Here is a 24,456-nt window from a genome sequence, read left to right on the forward strand (position 1 = left end):
CGGGAGGACATTCGCAATGAGCGCACCCACTTTCAACGGCGCGAAGGAATCCCTGCTGACCCCGGGCCAGGTGGCGGCACTGTTCCATGTGGATCCCAAGACCGTCACCCGGTGGGCCCACGCCGGCCGATTGGGCTCGCTGCGGACCCCCGGTGGCCATCGCCGCTTCCGTGAGTCCGAGGTCCTGGCGCTTCTCCGCTCCCTCACGACCGAAGCGACGCGCTGATCCGAGACAGCAGAATCCGCACTTCCGGCGTGCACCTGCCGGACCCCGGCCGACCACCCGCGGAGCCCACGTGCCGGACCGGGTTCCGCCCACCTAGAATGTGGACGAACCGGTCTGCGGTCGCCGCGGCCCGGAGGTGCACGGCGAGGGCACGTCCTCGTCCGGCACCGCCACGGTCAGGAGGTGCAACGTGCTCTATCTGTTGGCACTCATCGGTGCGGTGACACTCGCCGTCCTGCTGTGGAAGGCGTACGGTCCCACATCTCGTCCGCCGAGCCGCGTGATGGGTCCGGACGACGATCCCGACTTCCTGTGGAAGGTCGATCGCGAGGTGCACCGCCGCCGCAGTGGCGACGGCACCGGCGAGTCCGATCAGGAGCAGGGCGACTGACCGTGCGCGTCACGCCGAGCGGTCTGTCACCGCGCGGCGAAACCGTCGGCGATATCGGCGGCGAGTCCGAGCAGGGCGCGCCGCGTACCCGACTGCAATCGGTCCAGATCGATCTCCGCCCCCTCTTCGAGGTGGGGGTCGAAGGGTAGGACGTGGACCGCGCGGCACCGCTGTTCGAAGTGCCGCACCACGAGGTCGAGATCGACCTTGCCCGACCTCGGCCGCACCGCGTTGACGACGGCCACCGACCGCTCGACGAGTTCGCGATAGCCGTGCGCGTCGAGCCAGTCGAGCGTGGCCGACGCGCTGCGGGCGCCGTCGACCGAACCGGAACTGATGACGACCAGCGTGTCGGCGTTCTCGAGGATCGCGCTCATAGCGGAGTGCATGAGCCCGGTCCCGCAATCGGTGAGCACGATGCTGTAGAACCGTTCGAGCAGACCCAGCGTCCGTTCGTAGTCGTCGGCGCTGAAGGCCTCCGAGACCGCCGGATCGGTGTCCGAGGCGAGTACCTCGAGACGATGCGTGTTCTGCGAGGTGTAGGCGCGCACGTCCGCGTAGGTCTCGAGAAGCTTCTGATCGCGCAGCAGCGTGCGCACCGTGGCCGGCGTCTGTTCGGCCACCTTCTGACTCAACGTCCCGCGGTCCGGATTCGCGTCGACCGCGACGATCCGATCGCCACGCAGCTCCGCGAAGGTCGAGCCGAGCGTGACCGTGGTGGTCGTCTTGCCCACCCCGCCCTTGAGACTCAGCAGGGCGATCCGGTGGCAGCCGTGCAGCGGTGCACGCACCCGCTCGGCCGTTTCCTCCTTGCGCTGCTGCCGGGAACTCTCCCCCACGTGGACCCGACCACCCGTCGCCCGGTAGACGACCCGCCGCCAGCCCTTCCGCGGCGGCGCGGCGACCGGGCGTACCAGTAGCGACGAGTCCAGCGCCGTCGCGTCCAATGCGTGTCCGTCGAGCCCCGACGAACCGTTACCGGCCCCATCCACCGCGTTCCCCCCGTCGACTGTCACGGACGACGGCGCGACGATAGCAGCCTCAATTGAGCCCGGCGTACGAGTGCAGGCCCGAGACGACCATGTTGATGATGAACAGGTTGAACAGCATCGCGACGAAACCGGCGATGTTGATCCAGGCCGCGCGGGTGTTGCGCCAACCGGAGGTCGCACGTGCGTGCAGGTAGGCGGCGTAGACGACCCACGTGATGAACGAGACCGTCTCCTTGGGATCCCAACCCCAGAAGCGTCCCCAGGCCGCCTCGGCCCAGATGGCACCGAGGATGATGCCGGCACCGAACAGCGGGAAACCGATGATCGTGGTGCGGTAGGCGAGCCGGTCGAGGGTCTGGGCGTCGGGCAGACGCTCGGCGAGCGCCGCGAAGACGCCGCTGCGCTCCTCACCCTTGGGGAAGCGGATGCGCAGCAGGAACAGCAGGCTCGCGACACCCGAGACGAGGAAGATGCCACTGCCGACGCTGATGATCGTCACGTGGATCGGCAGCCAGAACGAGCGCAGTGCGGGAACCACGGGAGCGGCGTCGGCGTAGAGCACGGTCGCCGCGAGGAACATGAGGATCAGGACGGGGACCAACAGGTACACCCACATGGTCCGGTAGGCCGGCTTGCGCAGGACGATCAGGCCGAAGATCACGGCGGCGGCGCACGCCATCGCGACGAACTCGTACATGTTGCCGAGGGGGAACCGCTCGGTGGCCAGGCCGCGCAGCACGATCGAGGCGACCTGCAGTCCGGCGACCACGACGACGAGCGCGCGGCCCATGTTGCCGAGGCGCTGCGACAGGGCGCGCTTCGGCGCCTCCTCGACACGACCCGGGCCGGCGGTGCGGTCGACGGTGCCGGAGGCCGCTCGGCGGCCGGCGGCGACGAGTTCGCGTTCCCGCTCGGCCACGACGTCGGCGCGGTGGGTCGCATATTCGGCGACGAGCAGCACCAGCGCCAGTACGAGCACCGCGAACGCCGATTCGAAGGCCCAGTCGCTGTACCGCGCCAGGGTGTCGTTCTCTGTCATCAGTTCTTCTTCTCCTGTGCCGCCGGGGCGGAGGGTGCATCGTCACCGAGAAGACGCTCGACCAGTCGGTCGAACTCGTCTCCCCATCCGGCCTGATCGGTCCGTGCGAGACCACCGAGTTCTACTACGGTTCGTCGTTCACCGTCGTTCACTGTACCGCTCGGGTACGCACGCGCCCACACTCTGCGTCGCTTGACCAGCAGCGACACGAGCAGACCGGCCATCATCGCGATCGCCGCGACGAGCACCCACTGCTGCGCCGGGTCGTGCGAGACCTGCAGGTTGACGAAGTCGGTGGCCTTGTCGAACCGCACCTCGGTGCCGTCGGCGAGCGTCACGCTCTCCCCCGGACGCAGGTTCACGCGGTCCTGCTTCACGAGGCGGCCCTGGTTGATCAGTTCCTTGTTGAGCGAGAACAGCGACTGTGGGCTGCCGGTGTCGAGACCGGAGTCGCCCTTGTAGACGTCGATGGCGACGGCGGGGTCCATCATCGACGGGAAGATCGATGTGAGCAGCGTGCCGTGGAAGGACGCCGTCGGCGCGAACAGTCCCTCGAGCGCGATCTGGTTCTTCCGGCGCTCGTCGGCGTCGGGGTACATGCCGCCGGGCGGGTCGAAGCGCATGGCGCCGCTGCTGAGGAAGGTCGTCGCATCGTCGGGTGCCCACTGCAACGTCTCGGTGCGGGTCTCGCCGTTCGGCCAGGTGACCGTGAAGGTCGGGGCGTAACCGTGACCCTGCAGATACACGCGATCGCTACCGACCCGCAGTGGATGGTTGACCTTCAACTGCGCGTCGCGCCAGGTGTTCGTGAGGAGGTCGTCGCCGTACTGGTACTCGATGTCGGAGGTGAACATCTCGGCCTGACCGTTGTCGAGATAGTCGGCGACGAAGGTGTTCACCCGCACGCACATGGGGTTCAGGCCGGTGCCGTCGAGCGTGCTGCCGGCGCGGAACGAGTCGAAGGAGGCGGGCGAGGTGGTGCAGAACTCCTCGCCGTTCGCGACGAGGATGCGCTGCCCCTCGTAACCGAAGAGCTTGCCGGCGGCGACGGCGACGAGCAGCCCCACGAGAGAGATGTGGAAGACCAGGTTGCCGGCCTCGCGCAGATAACCCTTCTCGGCGGACAGGGTCACCTCGCCGTCACGCCCGCGGGCACCGCCCTCGCGGCGCACGACCTTCCACCCGCGCAACTCTTTCTGGATGCGGTCGAGGGCGTCGGCGGGGGCCTCGGCCACGGTCGTCTGCGTGTGGTGCGGCAGGCGCTGCAGGTTGCGCGGCGCGGGGACCGGCGGGGTGCGCAGGGCGTGGAAGTGCTCGACGCAGCGCGGCAGGATGCAGCCGACCAGCGAGACGAACAGCAGCACGTAGACGGCGGTGAACCAGAAGCTGCCGAAGACGTCGAACAGTTCGAACCGGTCCATGATCGGTCCGAGCGTCGGGCGGGCCGCGATGTACTCCTCGACCTTCTGGGTGTTGAGGCTGCGCTGCGGCAGGAGTGCGCCCGGGATCGCGGCGAGCGCGAGCAGGAACAGCAGGACCAGTGCGGTCCGCATCGACGTCAGGCCGCGCCAGGTGTTCCGCACGAAGGCCGTGGCACGTCCGAGCGCGCCCTGTCGCGGCGGAGGCGACGGCTGCGGTGCGGGGGTCGGGGTGTGTGTCGCGGTCATACGGGCAGAGTCACTTCCGAGATGAACGAGTCACGGACCCAGGACACGAACAGGTCCCACGCACCGGTGACGAGAGCGATGCCGACGGCCATGAGCATCAGGCCACCGACGATTTGCACGGTCCGCGCGTGTGTGCGCAACCAGCCCACCCCGCGCAGCGCCCGCGCCGAACCGAGCGCGAGCACGACGAACGGCAACCCGAGGCCGAGGCAGTAGGCGACGATCAGCGTCACCCCGCGTGCCGCGGTGGTGCCCTCGGTGCCCGCCGCGAGCGAGATGACGCCGGCGAGGGTGGGGCCGAGGCACGGGGTCCACCCGAGCGCGAAGACCGCGCCGAGCAGCGGGGCTCCCGCGAGGTTCGAGATGCGCCGGGGCGCCGGACGCGTGTCGCGCTGCAGGGCCGGGATGAGACCGATGAAGACCAGGCCCATCACGATGGTGACGACACCGCCGATCCGCATGAGCAGTTCTCGGTTCACGGCGAGCGCGGAGATCGCCCCGAACACCGAGGCCGTCGCGAGGACGAACACGACGGTGAATCCGAGGACGAACAGCCCGGCGGCACCGGCCACCCGGAGGCGGCCGTCGCTGCGGACGGTCGTGGTGCGGGCACCGGCCTGCTCGGCGGTGACGGCGGGGGCCTCGGCTCCCACCACTCCGGCGAGATAGGACAGATAGCCGGGAACGAGCGGCACGACGCACGGCGATGCGAAGGAGACGAGACCGGCGAGCAGGCACGCACCCATCGCCAGCAGCAGCGGACCCGAGAGGGCCGCGTTCTGGAAGGTCTCCCCGACACCCGACGCAAGGATCACTGTTACTGCTCCGAATCCGGTTCCGCCGCGACCCGCTCGACGACCGGTTGCAGGTCGTCGGCGAGCAGTTCGGTCAGATAGACCGCAGCCACGCGGTGCTCCCGGTCGAGGACGACCGTCGTCGGCACGACCGAGGTCGGGTAGTTCCGGCCGAGGGCGAGCAGCGAACGCATCGGCGGGTCGTAGATCGACGGGTAGCCGATCTGCTGGTCGGTGACGAAGTCCTGGGCCTTGTCGCGTTGGTTGTCGCGGACGTTGATGCCGAGGAACTGCACACCGAGGTCCTTGGTGGCCTCGTAGACCTTTTCGAGATCGTCGGCTTCGCTGCGGCAGGGGGCGCACCACTGGCCCCACACGTTGAGCACGACGACCTGGCCCTCGTAGTCGTCGAGGGAGATGGTCTCGCCCTCGTTCATGAGGTCCTCGCCGGTGAGTTCACCGAGGGTGCCCCGGTCGGCCGGGGGGTCGTAGAAGATGCGGGTCTGCCCGCCGGGCGAGACGAAGTCGAACGTTCCCCCGGTGGCGACGGCGTCGTCCCCGGTGGCGCAGGAGGTGAGAAGGACGGCACCGCAGATCGCGGCGACCGTCGCCCGGAACACCTTTCTCATGCGCCGTGGACGTTCGGGTCGGAGGCGCCGGCCGGCTCGGAGTAGACCAGGTCGACGAGGGTGTCGCCCTCGTAGACCAGGGAGGTCAGCGAGGCGAGGCTGCACTGGCGGCGACGCGGGTCGTGCCACAGTCGCTCGCCCTCGAGGAAGCGGCGCAGCGTCCACACCGGGAGCTGGTGGCTCACGCACACCGCTTCCCGTCCCACTGCGGCCACGCGGGCCGCGTTGACGGCGGCGAGCATGCGGTGGGCGATCTGCAGGTAGGGCTCGCCCCAGGAGGGGGTGAACGGATCGCGCAGTTTCCACCAGTGGCGCGGGCGGCTGAGCGCACCGTCACCGACCGAGACCTTCAGGCCCTCGAAGTCGTTGGCCGCCTCGATGAGGTTCTCGTCGGTGCGGATCTGCAGCCCGTGCTTCTCCGCGATCGGAGCGGCCGTCTGCTGGGCCCGTTCGAGCGGGGACGCGACCACGTGAGCGATGTCGTGGTCGGCGAGTGACGCCGCGACCGCCCGTGCCTGGGCCTCACCGGTCACCGACAGCTTGAAGCCGGACAGGCGACCGTAGAGGATTCCGGAGGGGTTGTGGACCTCTCCGTGGCGGAGCACGTGCACGATCGTGCGGGTCTCGGACGGGGCGGCGTCGGTCACGTCGATGTTCCTCGAGGGGTGTGGGAGGGGCGGGTCGGGCTGGGCAGGCAGAAGAGCGGTGTTACGGCGCGGTCGCCGCGGCGGCCGCGCGAGCGGCGTGCGGCAGCGCGTCGGCGATCCTCGAGAACGCGTCGTCGTCGAGCGCGGACGAGACGAACCACGTCTCGAAGGCGCTCGGGGGCGCGTAGACGCCGCGCTCGAGCAGCGCGTGGAAGAAGGCCGGGAAGCGCCAGGTCTGCGCGGCCTTGGCCTGCTCGTAGTTCGTCACCGGCTCGGCGGTGAAGAAGACGCTCAGCAGCGTGCCGGCGTTCTGGACGCGGTGCGGCACCCCTTCGGCGGCGAGTGCATCGCCGAGCAGACGCCCGAGGGTCTCGGCGTTGCGGTCCAGTGCGGCGTAGACCTCGGCGTCGGCGGCACGCAGGCTCGCGAGGCCGGCGGCGACGGCGACGGGATTACCGGACAGGGTGCCGGCCTGGTAGACCGGTCCGCTCGGGGCGAGATGGGCCATGACGTCGGCGCGACCACCGAAGGCCGCGGCGGGCAGACCACCGCTCATGACCTTGCCGAAGGTCATCAGGTCTCCGGAGACCCCGTCGATGCCGTGCCAGCCGGTCGCGCTCGCGCGGAAGCCGGTCATCACCTCGTCCATGATCAGCAGCGCGCCGTGCTCACGGGTGAGGTCGCGCAGGCCCTCGTTGAAGCCGGGCACCGGGGGGACGGTGCCCATGTTGCCGGCGGCGGCCTCGGTGATGACCGCAGCGATCTCGCCGGGGTTCGCCTCGAAGGCGGCACGCACGGCGGCGAGGTCGTTGTAGGGGACGACGATGGTGTCGCCCGCCTGGGCGCCCGTGACGCCGGGCGAGGTGGGCAGACCGAAGGTGGCGACGCCGGAACCGGCGTCGGCGAGCAGCGCGTCGACGTGACCGTGATAACAGCCCGCGAACTTCACGATCTTCGACCGTCCGGTGAATCCGCGCGCGAGACGGACGGCGCTCATCGTCGCCTCGGTGCCGGAGTTGACGAGCCGGACCTGCTCCACCGGCGCGATGCGGGCGACGATCTTCTCCGCGAGTTCGACCTCACCCTCGGTGGGGGCACCGAACGACAGACCCGCCACGGCGGTGGATCGGACGGCCTCGACGACCGCCGGATGCGCGTGCCCGAGAATCATCGGACCCCAGGAACACACCAGGTCGACGTAGGTTTTTCCGTCGACGTCGGTGAGCAGCGGACCCGATCCCGATGCGAAGAAAGGAGGATTGCCGCCGACCGATCCGAACGCGCGGACCGGAGAGTTGACGCCCCCCGGTGTCACCTTCGATGCCCGGTGGAAGAGTGCGGCGGATCGAGTGTCGTGGGTGGACGAAGCATCGGGGGTCGCAGTCACGACTTCCAGTGTCCGTAGTTTCGCGAGATTTGCCAAAAACAGCGGTCCCCAAACCTCCTGTGTTTTTTCTCCCTTACCAGGAAAAAGGGACACCGTGAGTGACTTGTCGCACCTATCGTCTGAGGCATGCCGACGACAGCCGAACACCTGCGCATCGCACTCGACGGTGCGTGGCACGAAGCCCGCGAACGCGCCCGCAAGGATCTCGCGCACGAGAAGTTCGCGCCGCACTACACTCCCGAGACCGACAAGGCCCGCGCCATCACGCTCGAGCAGATGCGCATCCTCGCCGAGCACGGCTACGCCGCGTCGGGTTTCTCCGTCGAGTCCGGTGGCACAGGCGACGCGGGCGGTGCGGTCGCCTCCATCGAGATGCTCGCGATGTCCGACCTGTCGCTCATGGTCAAGGCCGGCGTGCAGTGGGGCCTGTTCGGCGGTGCCGTCGAGAACCTCGGCACCGAGCGGCATCACGAAAAGTACGTCAAGCGGCTCATCGATCTCGACGTGCTGGGTTGCTTCGCGATGACCGAGACGGGTCACGGCAGCGACGTGCAGTCGCTCGAGACCACGGCGACCTACGATCCGGACACCCAGGAGTTCGTGATCCACTCCCCCACCCCGTCGTCCCGCAAGGACTACATCGGGGGCGCGGCGCAGCACGCCCGGTTCGCGGCCGTCTTCGCGCAGCTCGTCACGCAGGGCGAGACGCACGGCGTGCACTGTTTCGTCGTCCCGATCCGCGACGAGAGCGGCAACGACCTGCCGGGTGTGACGACCTCCGACTGCGGTTACAAGGGCGGCCTGCCGGGTGTCGACAACGGCCGCATCGTCTTCGACCAGGTGCGCATCCCCCGGGAGAACCTGCTCAACAAGTACGCGGACGTCGAACCGGACGGCACCTACGCCTCGGACATCGACAACCCGAGCCGACGGTTCTTCACGATGCTCGGCACACTGGTCCGCGGGCGCATCACCGTCGGCGGCTCGGCGGGTGCGGCGGCGCGGGTCGCGCTGAGCATCGCCACTCGCTACGCCGAGAAGCGTCGCCAGTTCGACGCCCCCGGACGCGACGGCGAGGTGCCGATCATGGACTATCTCGTCCACCAGCGGCGCCTGCTCCCGCTGATCGCCCGCTCGTACGCGCTCGGTTTCGCCCAGAACGAGCTGCTCACCACGATGCACCGGCTGCAGTCGACGTCGTTGCAGGAACTCGACGCGCAGGAACAGCGCGAACTCGAGGGCCGCGCGGCCGGTCTCAAGGTCGCCAACACCTGGCACGCGTCGCGAGCGATCCAGGAGTGCCGCGAGGCGTGCGGTGGTGCCGGCTACATGGCCGAGAACCGGCTGACGGCGCTGCGCGCGGACGTCGACGTGTTCACGACCTTCGAGGGCGACAACCACGTCCTGACCCAGCTGGTCGCGAAGGAACTGCTCACGGCCTACGCCGACGAGGTGCAGGGCATGAGCCCGGTGGAGTGGATGCGCTTCGCCGCGACCACCATCTCCGACATCGTCAAGAAGCGCACCGCAGCGCAGCAGATCATCCAGACGATCGTCGACACCCGCCAGGACAACGAGGAGGACGGCAGCCTCTTCGACCGCGGCACCCAGGTGACGATGTTCGAGGACCGGGAGCAGTACCTGCTGTCCACTGCGGCCCGGCGCCTGCAGGCCGCGATGAAGCGCGAGGACAACCCGTTCGACGCCTTCAACTTCGTGCAGGACCACGTTCTGCACGCCGCCCGCGCGCACATCGACCGGGTCGTGCTCGAGGCGTTCGTCGCCGCGATCGAGGACTGCAAGGACGAAACCGCCCGCGACCTGCTGTCGGAGCTGTGCGATCTCTACGCGCTGACGATCATCGACGAGGACAAGGCGTGGTTCATGGAGCACCGCCTGCTGTCGGTCGAACGCGCCAAGGCCGTCACGCGCGGGATCAACGAGCGGTGCCGCAGCCTGCGTCCGCACGCGCTGACTCTCGTGGACGGGCTGGGTGTGCCCGACTACCTGCTCGGCTCGGCCATGCTCGAACGTGAGGGAGCGGTCGTCCCGCCTCAGGACGTCGCGGTCTGACCGGGGTCGCCGACGAGCTCGCCGAGCCGTGCTCGCAGCTCGTCGGCGTCCTTCGCCCACGCCCGCACGAACGTTCCTCCGATGAGCCGCAGTCCGACGGGTTTGCGGCCGCGCGGCACATCCGCCAGCTCGCCGAGGCTCCGGGCGGTCTCCCAGCGTTCCGGATCGCGCCGGTCGTCCGGTGGCGGCGGCAGCACCGCCTCGATCTCGGCGACCGGCAGTTCCTCGGTGCCCTGCCGCAGGACCGTGGAGGTGAGCTCGACGCTGACGTGCCGACGAGCAGCCACGACCATCACGTAGGAGAAACCGGCGAGCACGATCGCGATGATCGGCAGCGCGACCCAGTGCACGACAGGGCCGGTGAGCAGTTCGACGACGAGGGCCACGACGCAGACCAGCGGGCCGATGGCGACCGTGCGCCGGCGCGCTCCGGGTTCGTGGAACAGCGGCCCGGCCGGGTCGGTACCCATCGGATCGGTGCCCATCGGATCGGTGCCCATCGGATCAGGGATCGCCGGATCGGGGACCGTCGGGTCGGTCAAGCGGCGAACGCGCCGGGGATCACCAGTAGCACGGTGGTCACCAGGCCGAGGAGGGCGATAAGAGCGATCAACACCAATTCGCGACGGCGCCCATAGGGCCGCGGTTCCACCTGCATGACGTCCTTTTCGCTCGACGGGAAGGGCCTTGCGGCCCACATGGTGAGCCCACCGTACTCTTCCGTCGCGCCGGACGAAACCGAGTGGTACGTCTATTCTTCCGGCAGTCGCAGGAAGAAGCGATTGGCATCCCGCCGGTGCATCAGCACGATCGCTCCGACGGTCGCGACGGCTTGCAGAATGCCCACCACACCGAGTATCCAGCCCGCCCCGCCCTCCCCGACGCCCACACCGAAGACGGTGGGCAGCGTCGACAGCGACATGAACACCCCGAGCAGGGTCAGCAGCATCCGGGCCCAGTTCTTGGCCTTCAACAGCTGCCTGACCACCAGATACAGCAGTCCGACGATCACCAGGCCGATGCCGGCGGTCAGCGCCACCAGCACCGGTACCGCCGACTCGAGTTGCTCCGTGCTGACACCCTCGACGGCCTGATCGGCGGCCATCGTGGTCATGAGATCGAGCAGTTCGTCGCGTCGGCTCAGCAGGTCGGCGAGACTTGCCGCCAAACTCACGACGGCGAGAGCGAGTACCCCGCACCACAATTGGTAGGCCGTCGTGACGTCTCCGGGAACGGGACGATTCGCCGCGGGGCCGGGCCCGACAGGAGGCGCGGGGAAGCTCATCACAGGCGACCCGCGACCTCGGCGGCCCAGTAGGTGAGGACGACGTCCGCACCGGCTCGCCGGATGCCGACCAGCGATTCGAGGATCGCCGCATCGCGATCGATCCAGCCCTTCTGCGCGGCCGCGGTGATCATCGAGTACTCCCCCGAGATCTGGTAGGCGGCCACCGGGACGGGCGAGCGGTCGGCGACCTCGCGCAGCACGTCGAGATACGACATCGCCGGCTTGACCATCACCATGTCGGCGCCCTCGGCGAGGTCGAGATCCACCTCGTGCAGCGACTCGCGACGGTTCGCCGGATCCTGCTGGTAGGTGCGGCGATCTCCCTCGAGGGACGAGCCGACGGCGTCGCGGAAGGGACCGTAGAACGCCGAGGCGTACTTCGCGGAGTAGGCGAGCTGACCGACCTCGGTGTGCCCCGCCTCGTCGAGCGCGGACCGGATGAAACCGATCTGGCCGTCCATCATGCCGCTCGGGCCGAGCAGGTGCGCCCCGGCCTCGGCCTGCGCGACGGCCATCTCGGCGTAACGCTCGAGGGTCGCGTCGTTGTCGACGATGCCGGTGTCGGTGAGCACACCGCAGTGGCCGTGATCGGTGAACTCGTCGAGGCAGGTGTCGGCCATGATCACCGTGGAGTCGCCGAGTTCGCTGCGCAGCGACCGCAGCGCGCGGTTGAGCACACCGTCGGGATCGCTCGCCGCGGAACCGCGGGCGTCCTTGTCCTCGGGGCGGGGCACACCGAAGAGCATCAGGCCGCCGACACCGGCGGACACGGCCTCGGCCGCGGCCTTGCGCAGCGAATCGGCGGTGTGCTGGTACACCCCGGGCATCGACGCGATCTCGCGCGGCTCGTCGAGGCCGTCGGCCACGAACATGGGGAGCACGAGGTGGCGGGGTTCGAGGGAGGTTTCTGCCACGAGCCGTCGGATGGCGGGTGTGCTGCGCAGCCGGCGGGGACGGATGTCGGGAAACATGGGGAGAACACCTTCCATACGGGTCGTGCGCGGCCCCGGTAGTGGCGACTACCGGGACCGCGCACGGATCATCGGATCACGAGAGATCAGCGGCGGGCGCGGGACTTCTTCCGCGGCGGAGGCAGTGCGCCTTCCGCGCGGAGCCGGGCCGCGTGCTCGGCGAGCGCGTCGACCAGGGGCCCGATCTGCGCGGTCTCGGGCTGCACGTCCACCCGCAGGCCGAACTCGATCGCCGTCTCGGCCGTCTTCGGGCCGATGCACGCGACGATCGTGCGGGCGTGGGGCTTGCCGGCGATACCCACGAGATTGCGGACGGTCGACGACGAGGTGAAGCACACCGCGTCGAAGCCACCGGTCTTGATCATCTCGCGGGTCGCGGCCGGCGGCGGAGCGGCACGCACGGTGCGGTAGGCGGTGACGTCGTCGATCTCCCAGCCGCGCTCGCGCAGGCCCTCGGCGAGGGTCTCGGTGGCGATGTCGGCGCGCGGCAGCAGCACCCGGTTGACCGGGTCGAAGACGTCGTCGTACGGGGCGAACTCGGCGAGCAGGCCGAGGCTGGACTGTTCGCCGCTGGGCACGAGCTCGGGGATGATGCCGAACGAGCGCACCTTCGCGGCGGTGGCCTCACCGACGCACGCGATCTTGACGCCGGAGAACGCACGCGCGTCGAGACCGAACGCCTCGAACTTCTCCCACACCGCACGCACCGCGTTGGTGGAGGTGAACACCACCCACTGGTACCGGCCGTCGACCAGGCCCTTGACCGCACGTTCCATCTGCGCGGGGCTGCGCGGCGGCTCGACCGCGATGGTCGGCACCTCCATCGGGATCGCGCCGTGGGTGACGAGCCGCTCGCTCATCTCGCCGGCCTGATCCTTGGTGCGGGGCACGAGCACGGTCCAGCCGTACAGGGCGCGCGACTCCCACCACGACATCTTGTTGCGGTGCGAGACGACCTTGCCGACGGTGACGACGAGCGGCCCGACGAGCTCGGAACCCGCATCGTTCAGCGTCGCGAGGGTGGCCTCGACGGTGCGCTGCTGACGGGTGGTGCCGCGCACGGTGATCGCGGCGGGGGTCTGCGGCGCCAGGCCGTGTTCGACGAGCGCGCTGGCGGTCTCGGCGAGGTGACCGGAGGTCGCGTGGAGGACGAGGGGGCCGGGGGCTGCGGCGAGCGCGGCCCAGTCGACCTCTCCGCGCACGTCGACCTCGGTGTGGCACGAGCCGAGCGCCATACCGGCGTAGCTCGGCACCGACGACCCGGCGGGCAGGCCCGGCAGGACCTCGAAGACCACCTGGGTGCGGGCGACGGCGTTGACCTCGGCGATCACCGAGTCGGTGGTGAGGGGGTCGCCGGCGACGAGGCGCACCACGTCGCGTCCGGCCTTCGCCTCGGCGACGAGCGTCTTGGCGACCTCGGCGGGCTCGCCGAGCGCGGGACGGACCTCGGCGACGGGCTCACCGGTCTCCGGGTCGGTGCCGTGGTCGACACCGACGAGGGCCACGACACCCTTGTCGACATCGGGGTCGGTGAAGGCGATCGTGGCGCCCGCCAGCACGTCACGCGCGCGCACGGTGAGCAGCGCAGGATCGCCCGGACCCGATCCCACGAACAGGATGCGCCCGGGGTTGTGCTTACGGACTCGGCTCATCGGTCATTCTCCAGTGCGGTCAAATCAGCGGTAAGGGCAAATCGGGTGACGGTGACGGCTGGGTCAATCATCGGCAGGTCTCGTCTCGGGGACGACGCCGTGCTCGACCATGAGCTCGCGCGCACCGAGGTCGAGCAGTTCGCGGGCGATACGGCGACCGAGTTCCTCGGCCCTCTCCGGCGCCCCCACCGCGCTCGCTCGCAGCACATCCGATCCGTCCAGGGCGGCGGCGCATCCGCGCACCGACAGTTCCTCGATCACCCGGCCGTCGTCGTCGAGCGATTCGACGACCTCGGCGATCGCCCCCACCGGTGCGGTGCATCCGGCTTCGAGTTCGGCGAGCAGCGAGCGCTCCGCGACGACGGCGGCGCGGCTCGGCGCATGGTCGAGTCCGGCGAGCAGCTCGATCATCTCGGGATCGTCCGACCGGCACTCGACGGCGAGCGCACCCTGCGACGGCGCGGGCAGCATCTGCACCGGTTCGAGGGACTCGGTGACGCGGTCCAGGCGTCCGATGCGCGACAGTCCGGCACGCGCGATGACGATCGCGTCGAGTTCGCCGGAGTCGACCTTGCCGATGCGGGTGTCGATGTTGCCGCGCAGCGGTTCGATCTGCAGTCCCAGACCGAGCGCGGCGAGTTGTGCCCGCCGGCGCGGCGCCGAGGTACCGACCTTCGAGCCGGGCGGCAGCTCGCCGAGGACGAGTCCGTCGCGGGCGACGAGCGCGTCGCGCGGGTCCTCCCGCTCGGGGACGGCCGCGACGACGAGGCGCGGATCCTGGAAGGTCGGCAGGTCCTTGTAGGAGTGCACGGCGACGTCGACCTCACCTGCGAGCAGCGCCTCGCGCAGCTCGGCTGTGAACACGCCGACACCGATGCGCTGCACCGGGCCGGGCGTCACGTCGCCCTTGGTGGTGATGATGACGAGCTCTGCCGGGCGACCGGCGGCGATGAGTGCGTCGCGCACGGTACCGGCCTGGGTCGTGGCGAGCACGCTGCCGCGGGTACCGATCCGCAGGGGACGATCCTGCCGAGCAACGTCGTCGCGGGAAACCGATGCGGCTTCGGTGCTCATGCGGTGCCGTCCTTTCGTGAGGCCTGGAGTTCGGTGGTGACAGCGGGATCCAGTGCGGCGGACAGATCCCCCGAGAGGGTGGGATCGGTCAGCGTGCTCAGTTCCAAATCCTTGGTGGGTGTCGCGACCGCTTCGGCCGAACCCGGGCTCAGCTCGAAGAGTTCGCGCAGAGCCTCGGCGTACTGGTCGCCTCCCGGCGTCGACGCGAGTTGCTTGACGCGCACCGTCGGTGCGTGGAGGAGCTTGTCGACGACCCGGCGCACGGTGCGGGCGACCTCGCCGCGCTGACCGTCGTCGAGATCGGGCAGTCGCGATTCGAGGCGCATCAGTTCGCCCTCGACCACCTCGGCGGCGCGCTGACGCAGTGCCGTCACGGTGGGGGTGACCTCGGCGAGTCGCTGCGCGGTGAGGTACTGCGACAGTTCGGCGGCGACGATCTTGCGGGCGGCCTCCGCGTCGGTCGCGGCGGCGCCGGCCGACGGATCGCGCTGCAGCGACTCCATGTCGAAGACCTGCACGCCGGGAAGACCGGCCACGGCGGTGTCGACGTCGCGCGGCAGACCGAGATCGCAGATCGCGAGGGGGCGTTCGCCGCGGCCGGGCTGCGCGAGTGCGCGGTGCGCGTCGGCGAGGGTGACGACGGCCCCCACCGCTCCGGTGCAGGTGACGGCGACGTCGGCGCGGCTCAGCGCGGTCGCGAGATCGTCGAATCCGACGACCTCGGCGTCGACACCGGCGGCCCGTGCGGTCTCGGCGAGTCGCTCGGCGCGGTCGCGGGTGCGGTTGGCGACGACGATCGAGCCGACCTCGGCCCGGACGAGATGCGCGACGGCGAGGCCGCCCATGGCCCCGGCACCGATCACCGCGGCGGTGCGGCCACGGAGGTCGCCTCCGAGGAAGTTCGCGGCCTTGTCGAGCGCGACCGACACGACGGACGCACCGGCGGCGTCGATGCCGGTCTCCGTGTGCACCCGCTTGCCGACGCGCAGCGCCTGCTGGGCGAGTTCGTGCAGGGTGCGGCCGGCGGCCTGCTGGGCGTCGGCGGCGGCGTAGGCGGTGCGGATCTGGCCGAGGATCTGCTGCTCCCCCACGACCATCGAGTCGAGTCCGCTGGCGACGGAGAAGAGGTGTTCGGCAGCGGCCTCGCTGTACCGGACGTAAGCGTGCTTGTGCAGTTCGGTGACGGGCAGACCCGAGTGCTCGGCGAGCAGTTCGCTGACCGCGGCGAGTGCGCCGTGGAAGGCGTCGACCACCGCGTAGATCTCCACCCGGTTGCAGGTGGAGACGATCATCGCTTCGGAGATCTTGTCCGACGCCAGCATCTTGTCGGTGAGCTTGGGGCGGTCGGTGTCCGTGACCGCCACCTTCTCGAGCACCGGGACCGGTGCGCTCCTATGCGATATCCCGACGAGGAGAACACTCACGGTGCGATCACCGATCCGTTTCTGGTCGCGGCCGAGCCCATCGGACCCGCCTTTCCTGTTGTGGTATGCCGAGCAGAGCTTCGGGTGGACACCCGCGGGATGCCGGCGGGGCGTACGTCGCCGGCAGCAGGACGAACGTCAGCCGTCGCGGCGCGGGGGGTCTCCCCGTTACGCGTGCTGTTGAAGGACAGGACCTGCATCTCGACGGACAGATCGACGCGTCGGATCTCGACGTGGTCGGGGACATCGAGTTCGACGGGAGCGAAGCTCAGGATGCTGCGCACTCCTGCGAGCACGAGCCGATCGCACACCTGCTGCGCTGCCTCGTCGGGGGTGGCGACGACACCGATGGTCGCGCCGAGTTCACGGGCTCCGTTCTCGAGATCGTCGACGTGACGCACGACGAGATCGCCCACACGTGTGCCCACCACGTCGGGATCGGAATCGAAGAGGCCGGCCATCGTGAAACCGCGGCGGTCGAAGCCGGGATATCGGGCGAGGGCGCGTCCGAGACTGCCCACTCCGACGAGCACGACGCGATGGCCCCGGTCGAGTCCGAGCGCTGCTTCGATGCGGGACTGGAGGCGCAGGACGTCGTAGCCGACGCCGCGCACTCCGTTGGGTCCGAGGAAGGACAGATCCTTGCGCAGTTTGGCCGAACCGACCCCGGCGGCGGCCGCGAGTTCCTCACTGGAGACGATGAGCGTGCCCGCTTCGGCGAACGCACCGAGGACCCGGAGGTAGGTCGCGAGACGCGTCACAGTAGCCTGTGGGATATCGCGGACCGGAGGGGTGGGAGTGGCACCCTCGCCGGACTCGGCGGTGCCGCGAGCGTCCTCGCCCTGCGGTGGGTGCAACTGCGTCACGGTACGTGGCTCCTCGTCCGGCCGGTGGATACACGCCTGGCCTCACGGTGATCCGGGAATTCGTTCACACCACGGTAACCGCTTGTGAAGCCATGCACAAAGTTGCTCGAAGCACCCCGAATGTGCTTCCCACCTGCTGTACGACGAGGACCTGCCGACTCAGCGAGCGAGATCTGCGCGCAGTCGCGGCTCGTCGACCTCCCAGTAGCTGTGCTCGCGTCCGTCGAGCAGAACGACGGGCAGACGGTCCCCGAATTCGGCCCGCAGATCGGGATCGGTTGCGGCAGCGACATCCACGTCGATGCAGGTGACCTCGACGCCGAGCTCCTCCGCGAGCGCCTCGAGCTGCTCGCGCGCCGGACCGCACGCACCGCACCCGGCGCGCACGAGAAGGGTCAGGTGATGACGGCTCGCGGAGCCGCTCGTTGCCGATGACGATTGCTCACTCATGCCTCCACTGTGCGGCACGGCCTGTCGAGATGAACGTCACACCCGGTCACGGGGGCGACGGCCTCCCGGTGAGGGGCGGTATCGCGGGCTAGGCTTGGCGCGGGTCGCCCGTGCATGCGGTCGTCGTGTGGGCGGCGCCCGGAGCGCTGGGGTCACACGGAGCCCGCCCGTTTCGACAGCCCCGCCCGTTACGACACCGGAGGTGCGAGTGCCAGGACGTTCGTTTCCCTACGGATGGGGCATGGGTGAGACGTGGGCGCGCATCATCCGTCCCGGACGTCGGCTCTTCTCTCGCAAGTTCGGGCCCAGCGAGGAAGAGGTCCGCGCCAATCTCGCAGGTGAGGCGAGCGCCGATGCCGCCCTCGCGTTGCAGGAATCACGCGTCGAGCCCGAGCCCTCCCCCGACACCGCTCCCGTCCCGCGTGATCTGACCGCGGCGGCGTTCTTCGATGTCGACAACACGATGGTGCAGGGCGCGTCGATCATCCACTTCGCCCGCGGCCTCGTCGCCCGGGACTACTTCGACAAGTCCGACCTGTTCGAGTTCGCCTGGCAGCAGGTCAAGTTCCGCCTGACGGGCAAGGAGAACATGAACGACGTCGCGTCCGGTCGCGACAAGGCGCTGTCGTTCGTGCAGGGCCGCTCCACCGAAGAACTGCGCCGGCTCGGCGAGCAGATCTACGACGACATCATCGCCGACAAGATCTGGCCGGGCACCCGCGCGCTCGCGCAGATGCACCTCGACGCGGGCCAGCAGGTGTGGCTCGTGACCGCGACGCCGGTCGAACTGGCCGACGTCATCGCCGAACGCCTCGGCCTCACCGGTGCGCTCGGCACCGTCGCCGAGTCGGAGGACGGCGTCTTCACCGGCCGCCTCGTCGGCGACATCCTGCACGGTCTCGGCAAGGCGCACGCAGTGCGGGCCCTCGCGATCCGCGAGGGTCTGAATCTCAAGCGGTGTACGGCCTATTCGGACAGCCACAACGACGTGCCGATGCTCTCGGTGGTCGGCACGGCCGTCGCGATCAATCCCGATCCGGATCTACGGCAGGTCGCCCGCACACGCGGGTGGGAGATCCGCGACTTCCGGACGGCGCGCAAGGCCGCGAAGGTCGGGGTGCCGACGGCGCTCGGTCTGGGTGCCGCGGGTGGTGCCGTCGCGGTCCTCGTGGGTCGCCGCCGCGACCGAGCGGCCTGACAGTACAGTCGCGATCGAGCGGCCTGACAGTACAGTCGCGATCGAGCGGCCTGACAGTACAGCCGCGACCGAGCGGCTCGATTTTCGAGGTGCTCAGCCGAGGAAGACGTTCCGCCTGCGTGTGAGCAGCTTGTAGAGGGTCTGCTGGATCGTCTCGCGCACGTGGTCGGTGACCTCGAACAACACCATCGGATCCTCCGCCGAGGCGTCGTCGTACACGTCGGTGACGATGGGGGTGCCGAACTCGATGTACCACTTCGACGGCAACGGCACGATCCCGAGCGGGCCGAGCGCCGGGAACAGCGGGGTGATCGGGAAGTAGGGCAGTCCGAGCAGGCGCGCGAGCGAGGTGAGGTCGGCGATGTTCGGGTAGATCTCCTCGGAGCCGACGATCGAGCACGGCACGATGGGCGCCTGGGTGCGCAGAGCCGCCGACACGAAACCGCCGCGGCCGAACCGCTGCAGTTTGTAGCGCTCCTTGAACGGTTTGCCGAGGCCCTTGTAGCCCTCGGGGAAGACCGCGACCACCTGGTCCTGGCGGAGGAGTCGTTCGGCGTCGGGATGGCACGCGAGGGTGTGGCCCGCCTTGCGGGTCACCGTCCCCACCACGGGCAGACCGAAGGCGAGGTCGGCGGCGAGCATCCGCAGGTGACGATCCGCATGGTCGTGCACGGCGACGGAGGTCATCAGTGCGTCGACGGGGAGCGTGCCGGCGTGGTTGGCGACGACGAGTGCGCTGCCCTCGGCGGGGATGTTCTCCACGCCGCGGACCTCGACGCGGAACCATTTGTCGAACAGGGGTCGCAGCACCGGCAGGACGACGTTCTCGGTGAAGTGCGGGTCGAAACCGAAGTCGTCGACCTCGTAGTCGCCGGTCATCCGGCGGCGGACGAACTCGGCGGTGGCGGTGACCTGGTGCGCGAGGGTGCCGCGCAGGTCGTCGAGGAACCGGTCGGTGCGGCTCATCTGCTCGGGGGTGGGCGGTGGCCCCATCGACGGATGGGGTGTGCGTGTGACCCGTTCGCCGGGACGGCGGTTGCCGGCGTGCAACGGGATGACCTTCGCGACCTCCGTCATCGCGTCTCCCTCGTCTCTCCGAGCACGGAGAGCGCCATCGACTCGGCCTTGTCCACCCATTCGGTCTTCACGATGCGGGTGAGGGCGAGGCCCCGGGCGAAATCGTCGAGCGCTTCTCTCGTGGTCCAGCGTGGTTCGAATCCGAACTCGTTGCGCATGCGCGTGGTGTCGAGTCCGCATCCGAAATGGAAATAGTCGAGTTCTTCCTTGGTGAAGGAGTTCATCACCGAACCCATGAGTGCGTGCCCGACCGTGCGGAACAGCGCATAGGGCATCGGCACCGTCATGCCCCCGGCCCGGCGTACTGCCTGGGTCATCATGACGATCCCTTCACCGGCGATGTTGTACGTCCCGGGCGGTCCGGCGACGACCGCGTGTTCGAGCGCACCGAGCGCGTCCTCCTCGTGCAGCAACTGCAGTCGCGCGTCGCGGCCGAGCACGTTGGGGACGAGCGGGGAGGTGAGATAACTCGACACCGAGCCGGGCAGCCGGGTCCCCACGGTGGGGGCGAGCCGGAGGATGGTGGTCGCGAGGTCGGTGCGCCGCCGGGCGACGCCGCGCAGATACCCCTCGACTTCCATCATGTCGCGGGCGAAAGCGCCCGTGGGCCGGCGGCGGGCGCTCATCTCCTCCGTGAACTTCGCGGGGTCCTTGGCACTCGAGCCGTAGACGACGGACGACGAGCGCAGCACGATCCTGCGCACCGAGGGCGCCTTCTGGCACACCGCGAACAGTTGCATCGCGCCGAGGACGTTCATGTCCTTCATCGCCGTGCGGCTCCCGGACTTCGGGGCCTTCGTGACGGCGGACGCGTGGACGACGGTGTCGACGTCCATGTTGCGGATGATCTTGCCGATGAGAGGGTTGCGGATGTCGGCGAGCACGAATTCGGCCCGGCCCATGCGTCGGAGCATGTCCTTCGACGGCGACTGGGTGTCGACGCCGATCACCCGCTCGATGTCCGGATTCTGGGCGAGCCTGGTGACGAGGAAACCACCCAGGAACCGACTCGCTCCGGTGACCAGCACGACTCGTGGACGTGCCACTTCGTGCCCCTGCGAAACCACTCGTGAAACCCCCTGCTGCACCACACGCGTCATCGGTCACATTCGCCCCGACGCGGTATGCCGTCCCACAATACGGCCACTTCGCTGCCATCGCACGACTCGCGGGTGAACTTTCGGGTGTGGGGATGCGCAGACGAACGATGCCCGCCACCATGGAAGGTGACGGGCATCGGACAGGCGCAGGGCTTACTTGCCGAGTTTACGACGCTGCACTCGGGTGCGGCGGAGCAGCTTGCGGTGCTTCTTCTTCGACATGCGCTTACGGCGCTTCTTGATCACAGATCCCATGTGGGCATCCCTCACGTTCCTTGTAGCGTTCCTGCGCACGCCGGTGACGTACGCCTGATGTATGTCGACGCTGGGCCTCGTGGCGACGAGTAACAGCGCCTCACGACACCGGCTGGCCGGTACGACGACAAGCAATCCTACCGGGGCGGCCCACCCGGCGTGAAACCGAGGTCCGCCCCGGAACGCGACTTCCCTCGCGCACCGGATCCGTTCGTCGTACCGTCGTCCCCCGACGACGCGCCGATCGTCCCTGTCCGACCTCTATCCGACGTCGAAGTACGACGTCTCGAGGTAGTCGTGGACGGCCTTCGCATGCACGCGGAACGAGCGTCCCACGCGCACTGCGGGTAGTTCGCCACTGTGCACCAGCCTGTACACGGTCATCTTCGACACCCGCATGAGAGCTGCCACTTCGGCAACCGTCAGGAACTGGGTACCGGCGAGAACCGACTGTCCGTCTTGAGGTTGACCCTTCGACGGCGTGTTTCCTGAAACCATTACACACCTCCGGCACGCCCGCGCCGCCGGCTTCCCCTCCGGCGGAACAGACACGCACGTGCTGATTCGAGCTTAGCGTGACGAATGGTTCCTGTGCGACGATGCAGCCGGGGAATTTCCGGCGGGCGGCTGTTCGTCGCCACGCTACGCCCCGCAGTGACGTCTGTCAGCGTTCCGCAGGGACGTCTGTGAGCGTTCCGCAGTGACACCTGTCGGCGTTCCGCAGGGACACCTGCGAGAGCCTCGGGTGGATGCCCTGTCAGGCCGTCCCGGAGAGCCCCTCGCGGGCCGCGGGCGACGGCTGATCCGATGCCGCCCCGAGTTGCGCGGAGCGGCGCTTCGCGGCGTCGAGCGCCTCGTAGAAGGCCGTACGCAGGCCTCCACGCTCGAGTTCGCGGATCGCGGCCGCCGTGGTGCCACCCGGCGAGGTGACCGCGGCGCGCAGGTCGGCAGCGTTGTCCCCCGAACGCGCGAGCATCGCGGCCGAGCCGGTCATCGTCTGCACCACCAGATCGGTGGCCACCGCCCGCGTCAGGCCGAGCGAGACACCCGCGTCGATCATCGCCTCCGCGACGAGGAAGAAGTAGGCGGGGCCGGATCCGGAGACCGCGGTGACCGCGTCGATCTGCGATTCCGGGACCACCGAGACCGTTCCCACGCTCGCGAGGATCTCGCGGACCGTGTCGAGATGCTGCTGCTTGACGTACCGACCGGCGGACAGCACGCTCGCGCCCTCCCCGACGAGCATCGGGGTGTTCGGCATCACGCGCACGACGGGGAAGCCGGCCGGGAGCTTGGTCTCGTAGCGGACCGTCGGGATGCCCGCGGCCAGCGACACCAGGATCTGCTCGTCGTCGTTCCCGGCGTCGACCGCCGCGAGAGCGGTGACGACGACGTCCACGTCGTTGGGCTTGACGGCCACGACCACCACGTCGGCGCCTTCCGCGGCGTCGGCGGTGCTGTCGGTGACCCGGATCGAGTAGGCCCGGGACAGTTCCTCACGCCGTTCCTCGAACTTCTCGGCGACCACGAGATCCTTGGTCGCGAAGCCGTTCTTCAGCAGACCCGAGACCAGCGCCTCGCCGATCCTGCCGCCACCGATCACTGCGATTCTCGTCATGGGGACAGCCTGCCACGACCGCCCGTGCGGCCTACACCACGGTCACCGCCTGTCGGAACCTGCCGCGCTCCGGCGCATCAGCGCGGCATCATGGCCAGCTGACGCGATTGCACGACCACCTGGCCGGTCGAGTCGACGACGGTGTGGTCCTCCTCGAACCAGGTGTTGCCGAGCACGCTGCTCTCCGCGATGACCCGCAGCCATCCCGGAGCCGGAACCCGCCGCAGATAGGCGGTGAGCTGCACCGTCGGCGCCCAGCCGAATCGGCCGAGGTTCATCGCGACGGGAGCCGACACGTCGCCGCACATGAGCGCGAACAGCACCGAGGTGTCGACGTCGGCCTCGTCGCCCGGCGACGGCCGCGTCCACATCGACACGAGCGGTTCACCCTGCTGCCCGTCGAGGAAACGCGCGGTCGAGGCGTCGATCCGGAGCCGGGAGGTGGCGGCGAACTTCACGATCTGCCCCATGGGGTGCTCGGGGGTGACGAGCACCGACTCGGCCGGCGGGTCGACGGGCATGGTGGTCGCGCGGTGCGGCACCGTGTGGAAGGGCTCCTCGGAGTCCGGCGTACCGAGGGTGACACTCGCCCGCACCGCCACACGTCCGGCCTGGGACAGTTCGACGTCCACAAGGGTGATCTGCTTGCCCTGCTTGCGCAGGAGGGTGGTGAGTTCGACGTCACCGGGGTCGGGCGCGGCGACGAACGAGGCACTCACGGCGAGCGGCTGGGTGAGCGGGTCGACGCCGGCGTCGAGCACCGACCTGCGCGCCGCGGACGCGCAGACCGCGAGCATGCATCCGCCGTGCACCTTGGGTCCGATGGTCCACACCGGATCGATGTGCGCCTGCCAGGCATCGGTGCCATCCGGGTGCTCCCCCGGCACTCGGGTGACCGAGGTCAGGTCGAGGAAGGGCTGGTCGGTGGGGGTCACTGCTGCTCCTGGTCGTCGTTCGGGGCCGGATCGGCGCCGGTGGTGGGGAGTTCACCGGACCCGAACATGCGGGCGGCGAGATGCTGATGGGCCAGTCGGCGCATGGCCGTGAGGACCGGTTCGTACAGAGCCGTCCCGAGCACGGCCGCTTCCACGGTGGCCTCCCGGGAGTGCGTCGGCAGCAGTTCGAGGTCGAGTTCGGCGATGGCGCGGACGTGACGGCCGTAGGCGTCGATCCGGCGGTCGTCCATCCGCAGGCCGGCGGCTTCGAGTGCCGTGAGCGCGTGTTCGAGTTGCGCCACGGCCGCGAACCGGGGGTCGTAGATCTGGCCGAGGTGCTCGAGCACGCGGCGGGCGCGGGGATAGTCGAGACCGGCCGAGTCCTCGACGTAGGGCGGCAGCGCGGCGATGGCGTGGCCGAGTTCGACGAACAGGTCGTCGCGGGGGTTGTCGACGAGATCCACGACGGTCTTGATCTTCTCGAGAGGCAGACCCTGCGCGGCAAGTGCCCGGACCAGGCCCAGGCGCCGCACGTGCCGGTCGTCGTAGGTCGCCGAGGTGACGCTCGTCGCCACGCCCGGCATGAGCAACCCCTCGCGCAGGTAGTACTTCACCGTCGGCAGCGGTATGCCGCAACGCTCGGCGAGTTCCGAGATACGCACCGATCACCTCCGTCCTTGACGCCGGATACTACAACTATCCA

Annotated in this window: 25 protein-coding genes and 1 pseudogene; 4 read left to right on the plus strand and 22 right to left on the minus strand. The window is 69.3% G+C overall.

The features are described 5' to 3' along the window. Nucleotides 1–16 precede the first annotated feature (16 nt). Together ACWPOC_RS22620 and ACWPOC_RS22625 are read left to right on the plus strand one after the other, a co-directional pair. Nucleotides 17–226: a BldC family transcriptional regulator gene (locus ACWPOC_RS22620; protein ID WP_006552323.1), complete on the plus strand. Its 210-nt coding sequence runs from the start codon at nt 17–19 to the stop codon at nt 224–226. 190 nt (nt 227–416) lie between these two features. Then, nucleotides 417–617, plus strand: coding sequence for a hypothetical protein (locus ACWPOC_RS22625; RefSeq protein WP_120283578.1), 201 nt, complete (start codon nt 417–419; stop codon nt 615–617). Nucleotides 618–643: 26 nt separating this feature from the next. Here ACWPOC_RS22625 and ACWPOC_RS22630 read toward each other — a convergent pair whose 3' ends face one another. The 7 genes and pseudogenes from ACWPOC_RS22630 to hemL form a co-directional block, all read right to left on the minus strand. Further along, nucleotides 644–1,789, minus strand: a complete 1,146-nt coding sequence (locus ACWPOC_RS22630; RefSeq protein WP_455409364.1) for a MinD/ParA family ATP-binding protein — start codon at nt 1,787–1,789, stop codon at nt 644–646. Next, nucleotides 1,731–2,648 (minus strand): annotated as a pseudogene (gene ccsB / locus ACWPOC_RS22635) (c-type cytochrome biogenesis protein CcsB); the annotation flags it as partial. The pseudogene ccsB and the gene ACWPOC_RS22630, both read right to left, overlap by 59 nt. Next, nucleotides 2,648–4,315, minus strand: a complete 1,668-nt coding sequence (gene resB / locus ACWPOC_RS22640; protein WP_120280052.1) for a cytochrome c biogenesis protein ResB — start codon at nt 4,313–4,315, stop codon at nt 2,648–2,650. The gene resB and the pseudogene ccsB, both read right to left, overlap by 1 nt. After that, the gene (locus tag ACWPOC_RS22645) at nt 4,312–5,130 is read right to left on the minus strand and encodes a cytochrome c biogenesis CcdA family protein (RefSeq protein WP_060650691.1); all 819 of its coding nucleotides are present in this window, start codon (nt 5,128–5,130) and stop codon (nt 4,312–4,314) included. The genes resB and ACWPOC_RS22645 overlap by 4 nt, the downstream gene beginning before the upstream one ends. Before the next feature lie 2 nt (nt 5,131–5,132). Beyond that, the gene (locus ACWPOC_RS22650) at nt 5,133–5,738 is read right to left on the minus strand and encodes a TlpA disulfide reductase family protein (RefSeq protein WP_120280053.1); all 606 of its coding nucleotides are present in this window, start codon (nt 5,736–5,738) and stop codon (nt 5,133–5,135) included. Then, the gene (locus ACWPOC_RS22655; RefSeq protein WP_060650690.1) at nt 5,735–6,385 is read right to left on the minus strand and encodes a histidine phosphatase family protein; all 651 of its coding nucleotides are present in this window, start codon (nt 6,383–6,385) and stop codon (nt 5,735–5,737) included. The genes ACWPOC_RS22650 and ACWPOC_RS22655 overlap by 4 nt, the downstream gene beginning before the upstream one ends. A 61-nt stretch (nt 6,386–6,446) precedes the next feature. Then, a complete protein-coding gene (gene hemL / locus ACWPOC_RS22660; protein WP_455409365.1) occupies nt 6,447–7,772 on the minus strand; it encodes a glutamate-1-semialdehyde 2,1-aminomutase in 1,326 nt (441 codons plus the stop codon). A gap of 126 nt (nt 7,773–7,898) precedes the next feature. On the opposite strand from hemL, the gene ACWPOC_RS22665 reads away from it, so the two are divergent. After that, nucleotides 7,899–9,845 (plus strand): acyl-CoA dehydrogenase family protein, encoded by a 1,947-nt coding sequence (locus ACWPOC_RS22665; RefSeq protein ID WP_159417744.1) that lies wholly within the window; start codon nt 7,899–7,901, stop codon nt 9,843–9,845. Here the strand turns inward: ACWPOC_RS22665 and ACWPOC_RS22670 are convergent. From ACWPOC_RS22670 to ACWPOC_RS22705, 8 genes are all read right to left on the minus strand, one after another. Continuing rightward, on the minus strand, nt 9,827–10,315 hold the full coding sequence (locus tag ACWPOC_RS22670) for a hypothetical protein (protein ID WP_120283580.1): 489 nt from the start codon (nt 10,313–10,315) through the stop codon (nt 9,827–9,829). The genes ACWPOC_RS22665 and ACWPOC_RS22670 overlap by 19 nt on opposite strands. Before the next feature lie 281 nt (nt 10,316–10,596). Next, on the minus strand, nt 10,597–11,019 hold the full coding sequence (locus ACWPOC_RS22675) for a hypothetical protein (RefSeq protein WP_455409366.1): 423 nt from the start codon (nt 11,017–11,019) through the stop codon (nt 10,597–10,599). Between the two features lie 110 nt (nt 11,020–11,129). Beyond that, nucleotides 11,130–12,104, minus strand: coding sequence for a porphobilinogen synthase (gene hemB / locus ACWPOC_RS22680; RefSeq protein ID WP_455409367.1), 975 nt, complete (start codon nt 12,102–12,104; stop codon nt 11,130–11,132). 86 nt (nt 12,105–12,190) lie between these two features. Next, nucleotides 12,191–13,756 carry a bifunctional uroporphyrinogen-III C-methyltransferase/uroporphyrinogen-III synthase gene (locus ACWPOC_RS22685; RefSeq protein ID WP_016693742.1) on the minus strand — a complete coding sequence of 522 codons (1,566 nt, stop codon included), beginning with the start codon at nt 13,754–13,756 and terminating at the stop codon, nt 12,191–12,193. A gap of 63 nt (nt 13,757–13,819) precedes the next feature. Further along, nucleotides 13,820–14,830 carry a hydroxymethylbilane synthase gene (gene hemC, locus ACWPOC_RS22690; RefSeq protein ID WP_120280057.1) on the minus strand — a complete coding sequence of 337 codons (1,011 nt, stop codon included), beginning with the start codon at nt 14,828–14,830 and terminating at the stop codon, nt 13,820–13,822. Then, on the minus strand, nt 14,827–16,254 hold the full coding sequence (locus ACWPOC_RS22695) for a glutamyl-tRNA reductase (RefSeq protein ID WP_159417742.1): 1,428 nt from the start codon (nt 16,252–16,254) through the stop codon (nt 14,827–14,829). The genes hemC and ACWPOC_RS22695 overlap by 4 nt, the downstream gene beginning before the upstream one ends. Then, nucleotides 16,251–17,120 (minus strand): redox-sensing transcriptional repressor Rex, encoded by an 870-nt coding sequence (locus ACWPOC_RS22700; RefSeq protein WP_120280059.1) that lies wholly within the window; start codon nt 17,118–17,120, stop codon nt 16,251–16,253. Before ACWPOC_RS22700 ends, ACWPOC_RS22695 begins: the two co-directional genes overlap by 4 nt. Nucleotides 17,121–17,279: 159 nt before the next feature. After that, nucleotides 17,280–17,570: a glutaredoxin family protein gene (locus ACWPOC_RS22705; protein ID WP_006552340.1), complete on the minus strand. Its 291-nt coding sequence runs from the start codon at nt 17,568–17,570 to the stop codon at nt 17,280–17,282. Nucleotides 17,571–17,811: 241 nt separating this feature from the next. On the opposite strand from ACWPOC_RS22705, the gene ACWPOC_RS22710 reads away from it, so the two are divergent. Next, nucleotides 17,812–18,768, plus strand: a complete 957-nt coding sequence (locus ACWPOC_RS22710; RefSeq protein WP_120280060.1) for an HAD family hydrolase — start codon at nt 17,812–17,814, stop codon at nt 18,766–18,768. Nucleotides 18,769–18,861: 93 nt separating this feature from the next. On the opposite strand, the gene ACWPOC_RS22715 is transcribed toward ACWPOC_RS22710, so the two are convergent. From ACWPOC_RS22715 to ACWPOC_RS22745, 7 genes are all read right to left on the minus strand, one after another. Then, nucleotides 18,862–19,845 (minus strand): lysophospholipid acyltransferase family protein, encoded by a 984-nt coding sequence (locus ACWPOC_RS22715; protein WP_120280061.1) that lies wholly within the window; start codon nt 19,843–19,845, stop codon nt 18,862–18,864. Further along, complete coding sequence (locus ACWPOC_RS22720; protein WP_120280062.1) at nt 19,842–20,873, minus strand: NAD-dependent epimerase/dehydratase family protein; 1,032 nt, start codon at nt 20,871–20,873, stop codon at nt 19,842–19,844. Before ACWPOC_RS22720 ends, ACWPOC_RS22715 begins: the two co-directional genes overlap by 4 nt. A gap of 225 nt (nt 20,874–21,098) precedes the next feature. Beyond that, complete coding sequence (locus tag ACWPOC_RS22725) at nt 21,099–21,200, minus strand: 30S ribosomal protein bS22 (protein ID WP_003402602.1); 102 nt, start codon at nt 21,198–21,200, stop codon at nt 21,099–21,101. 261 nt (nt 21,201–21,461) lie between these two features. Further along, nucleotides 21,462–21,698, minus strand: a complete 237-nt coding sequence (locus tag ACWPOC_RS22730) for a helix-turn-helix domain-containing protein (RefSeq protein ID WP_006552345.1) — start codon at nt 21,696–21,698, stop codon at nt 21,462–21,464. 259 nt (nt 21,699–21,957) lie between these two features. Further along, nucleotides 21,958–22,818, minus strand: coding sequence for a pyrroline-5-carboxylate reductase (proC, locus tag ACWPOC_RS22735; RefSeq protein ID WP_120280063.1), 861 nt, complete (start codon nt 22,816–22,818; stop codon nt 21,958–21,960). Nucleotides 22,819–22,895: 77 nt separating this feature from the next. Next, the gene (locus tag ACWPOC_RS22740; protein ID WP_120280064.1) at nt 22,896–23,753 is read right to left on the minus strand and encodes a thioesterase family protein; all 858 of its coding nucleotides are present in this window, start codon (nt 23,751–23,753) and stop codon (nt 22,896–22,898) included. Then, a complete protein-coding gene (locus ACWPOC_RS22745; protein ID WP_120280065.1) occupies nt 23,750–24,415 on the minus strand; it encodes a MerR family transcriptional regulator in 666 nt (221 codons plus the stop codon). The genes ACWPOC_RS22740 and ACWPOC_RS22745 overlap by 4 nt, the downstream gene beginning before the upstream one ends. Nucleotides 24,416–24,456 lie beyond the last annotated feature (41 nt).

The sequence above is a fragment of the Rhodococcus sp. 5G237 genome, assembly GCF_053764735.1.

Excerpts from the sequence above, each read along its gene's own strand:
- ACWPOC_RS22620 (WP_006552323.1), top strand. The coding sequence starts at position 17 with ATGAGCGCACCCACTTTCAACGGCGCGAAGGAATCCCTGCTGACCCCG.
- resB (WP_120280052.1), bottom strand. The coding sequence starts at position 4,315 with ATGACCGCGACACACACCCCGACCCCCGCACCGCAGCCGTCGCCTCCG.
- ACWPOC_RS22650 (WP_120280053.1), bottom strand. The coding sequence starts at position 5,738 with ATGAGAAAGGTGTTCCGGGCGACGGTCGCCGCGATCTGCGGTGCCGTC.
- ACWPOC_RS22665 (WP_159417744.1), top strand. The coding sequence starts at position 7,899 with ATGCCGACGACAGCCGAACACCTGCGCATCGCACTCGACGGTGCGTGG.
- ACWPOC_RS22670 (WP_120283580.1), bottom strand. The coding sequence starts at position 10,315 with ATGGGTACCGACCCGGCCGGGCCGCTGTTCCACGAACCCGGAGCGCGC.
- hemB (WP_455409367.1), bottom strand. The coding sequence starts at position 12,104 with ATGTTTCCCGACATCCGTCCCCGCCGGCTGCGCAGCACACCCGCCATC.
- ACWPOC_RS22685 (WP_016693742.1), bottom strand. The coding sequence starts at position 13,756 with ATGAGCCGAGTCCGTAAGCACAACCCCGGGCGCATCCTGTTCGTGGGA.
- hemC (WP_120280057.1), bottom strand. The coding sequence starts at position 14,830 with ATGAGCACCGAAGCCGCATCGGTTTCCCGCGACGACGTTGCTCGGCAG.
- ACWPOC_RS22705 (WP_006552340.1), bottom strand. The coding sequence starts at position 17,570 with ATGAGTGAGCAATCGTCATCGGCAACGAGCGGCTCCGCGAGCCGTCAT.
- ACWPOC_RS22710 (WP_120280060.1), top strand. The coding sequence starts at position 17,812 with ATGGGTGAGACGTGGGCGCGCATCATCCGTCCCGGACGTCGGCTCTTC.
- ACWPOC_RS22715 (WP_120280061.1), bottom strand. The coding sequence starts at position 19,845 with ATGACGGAGGTCGCGAAGGTCATCCCGTTGCACGCCGGCAACCGCCGT.
- ACWPOC_RS22725 (WP_003402602.1), bottom strand. The coding sequence starts at position 21,200 with ATGGGATCTGTGATCAAGAAGCGCCGTAAGCGCATGTCGAAGAAGAAG.
- ACWPOC_RS22730 (WP_006552345.1), bottom strand. The coding sequence starts at position 21,698 with ATGGTTTCAGGAAACACGCCGTCGAAGGGTCAACCTCAAGACGGACAG.
- proC (WP_120280063.1), bottom strand. The coding sequence starts at position 22,818 with ATGACGAGAATCGCAGTGATCGGTGGCGGCAGGATCGGCGAGGCGCTG.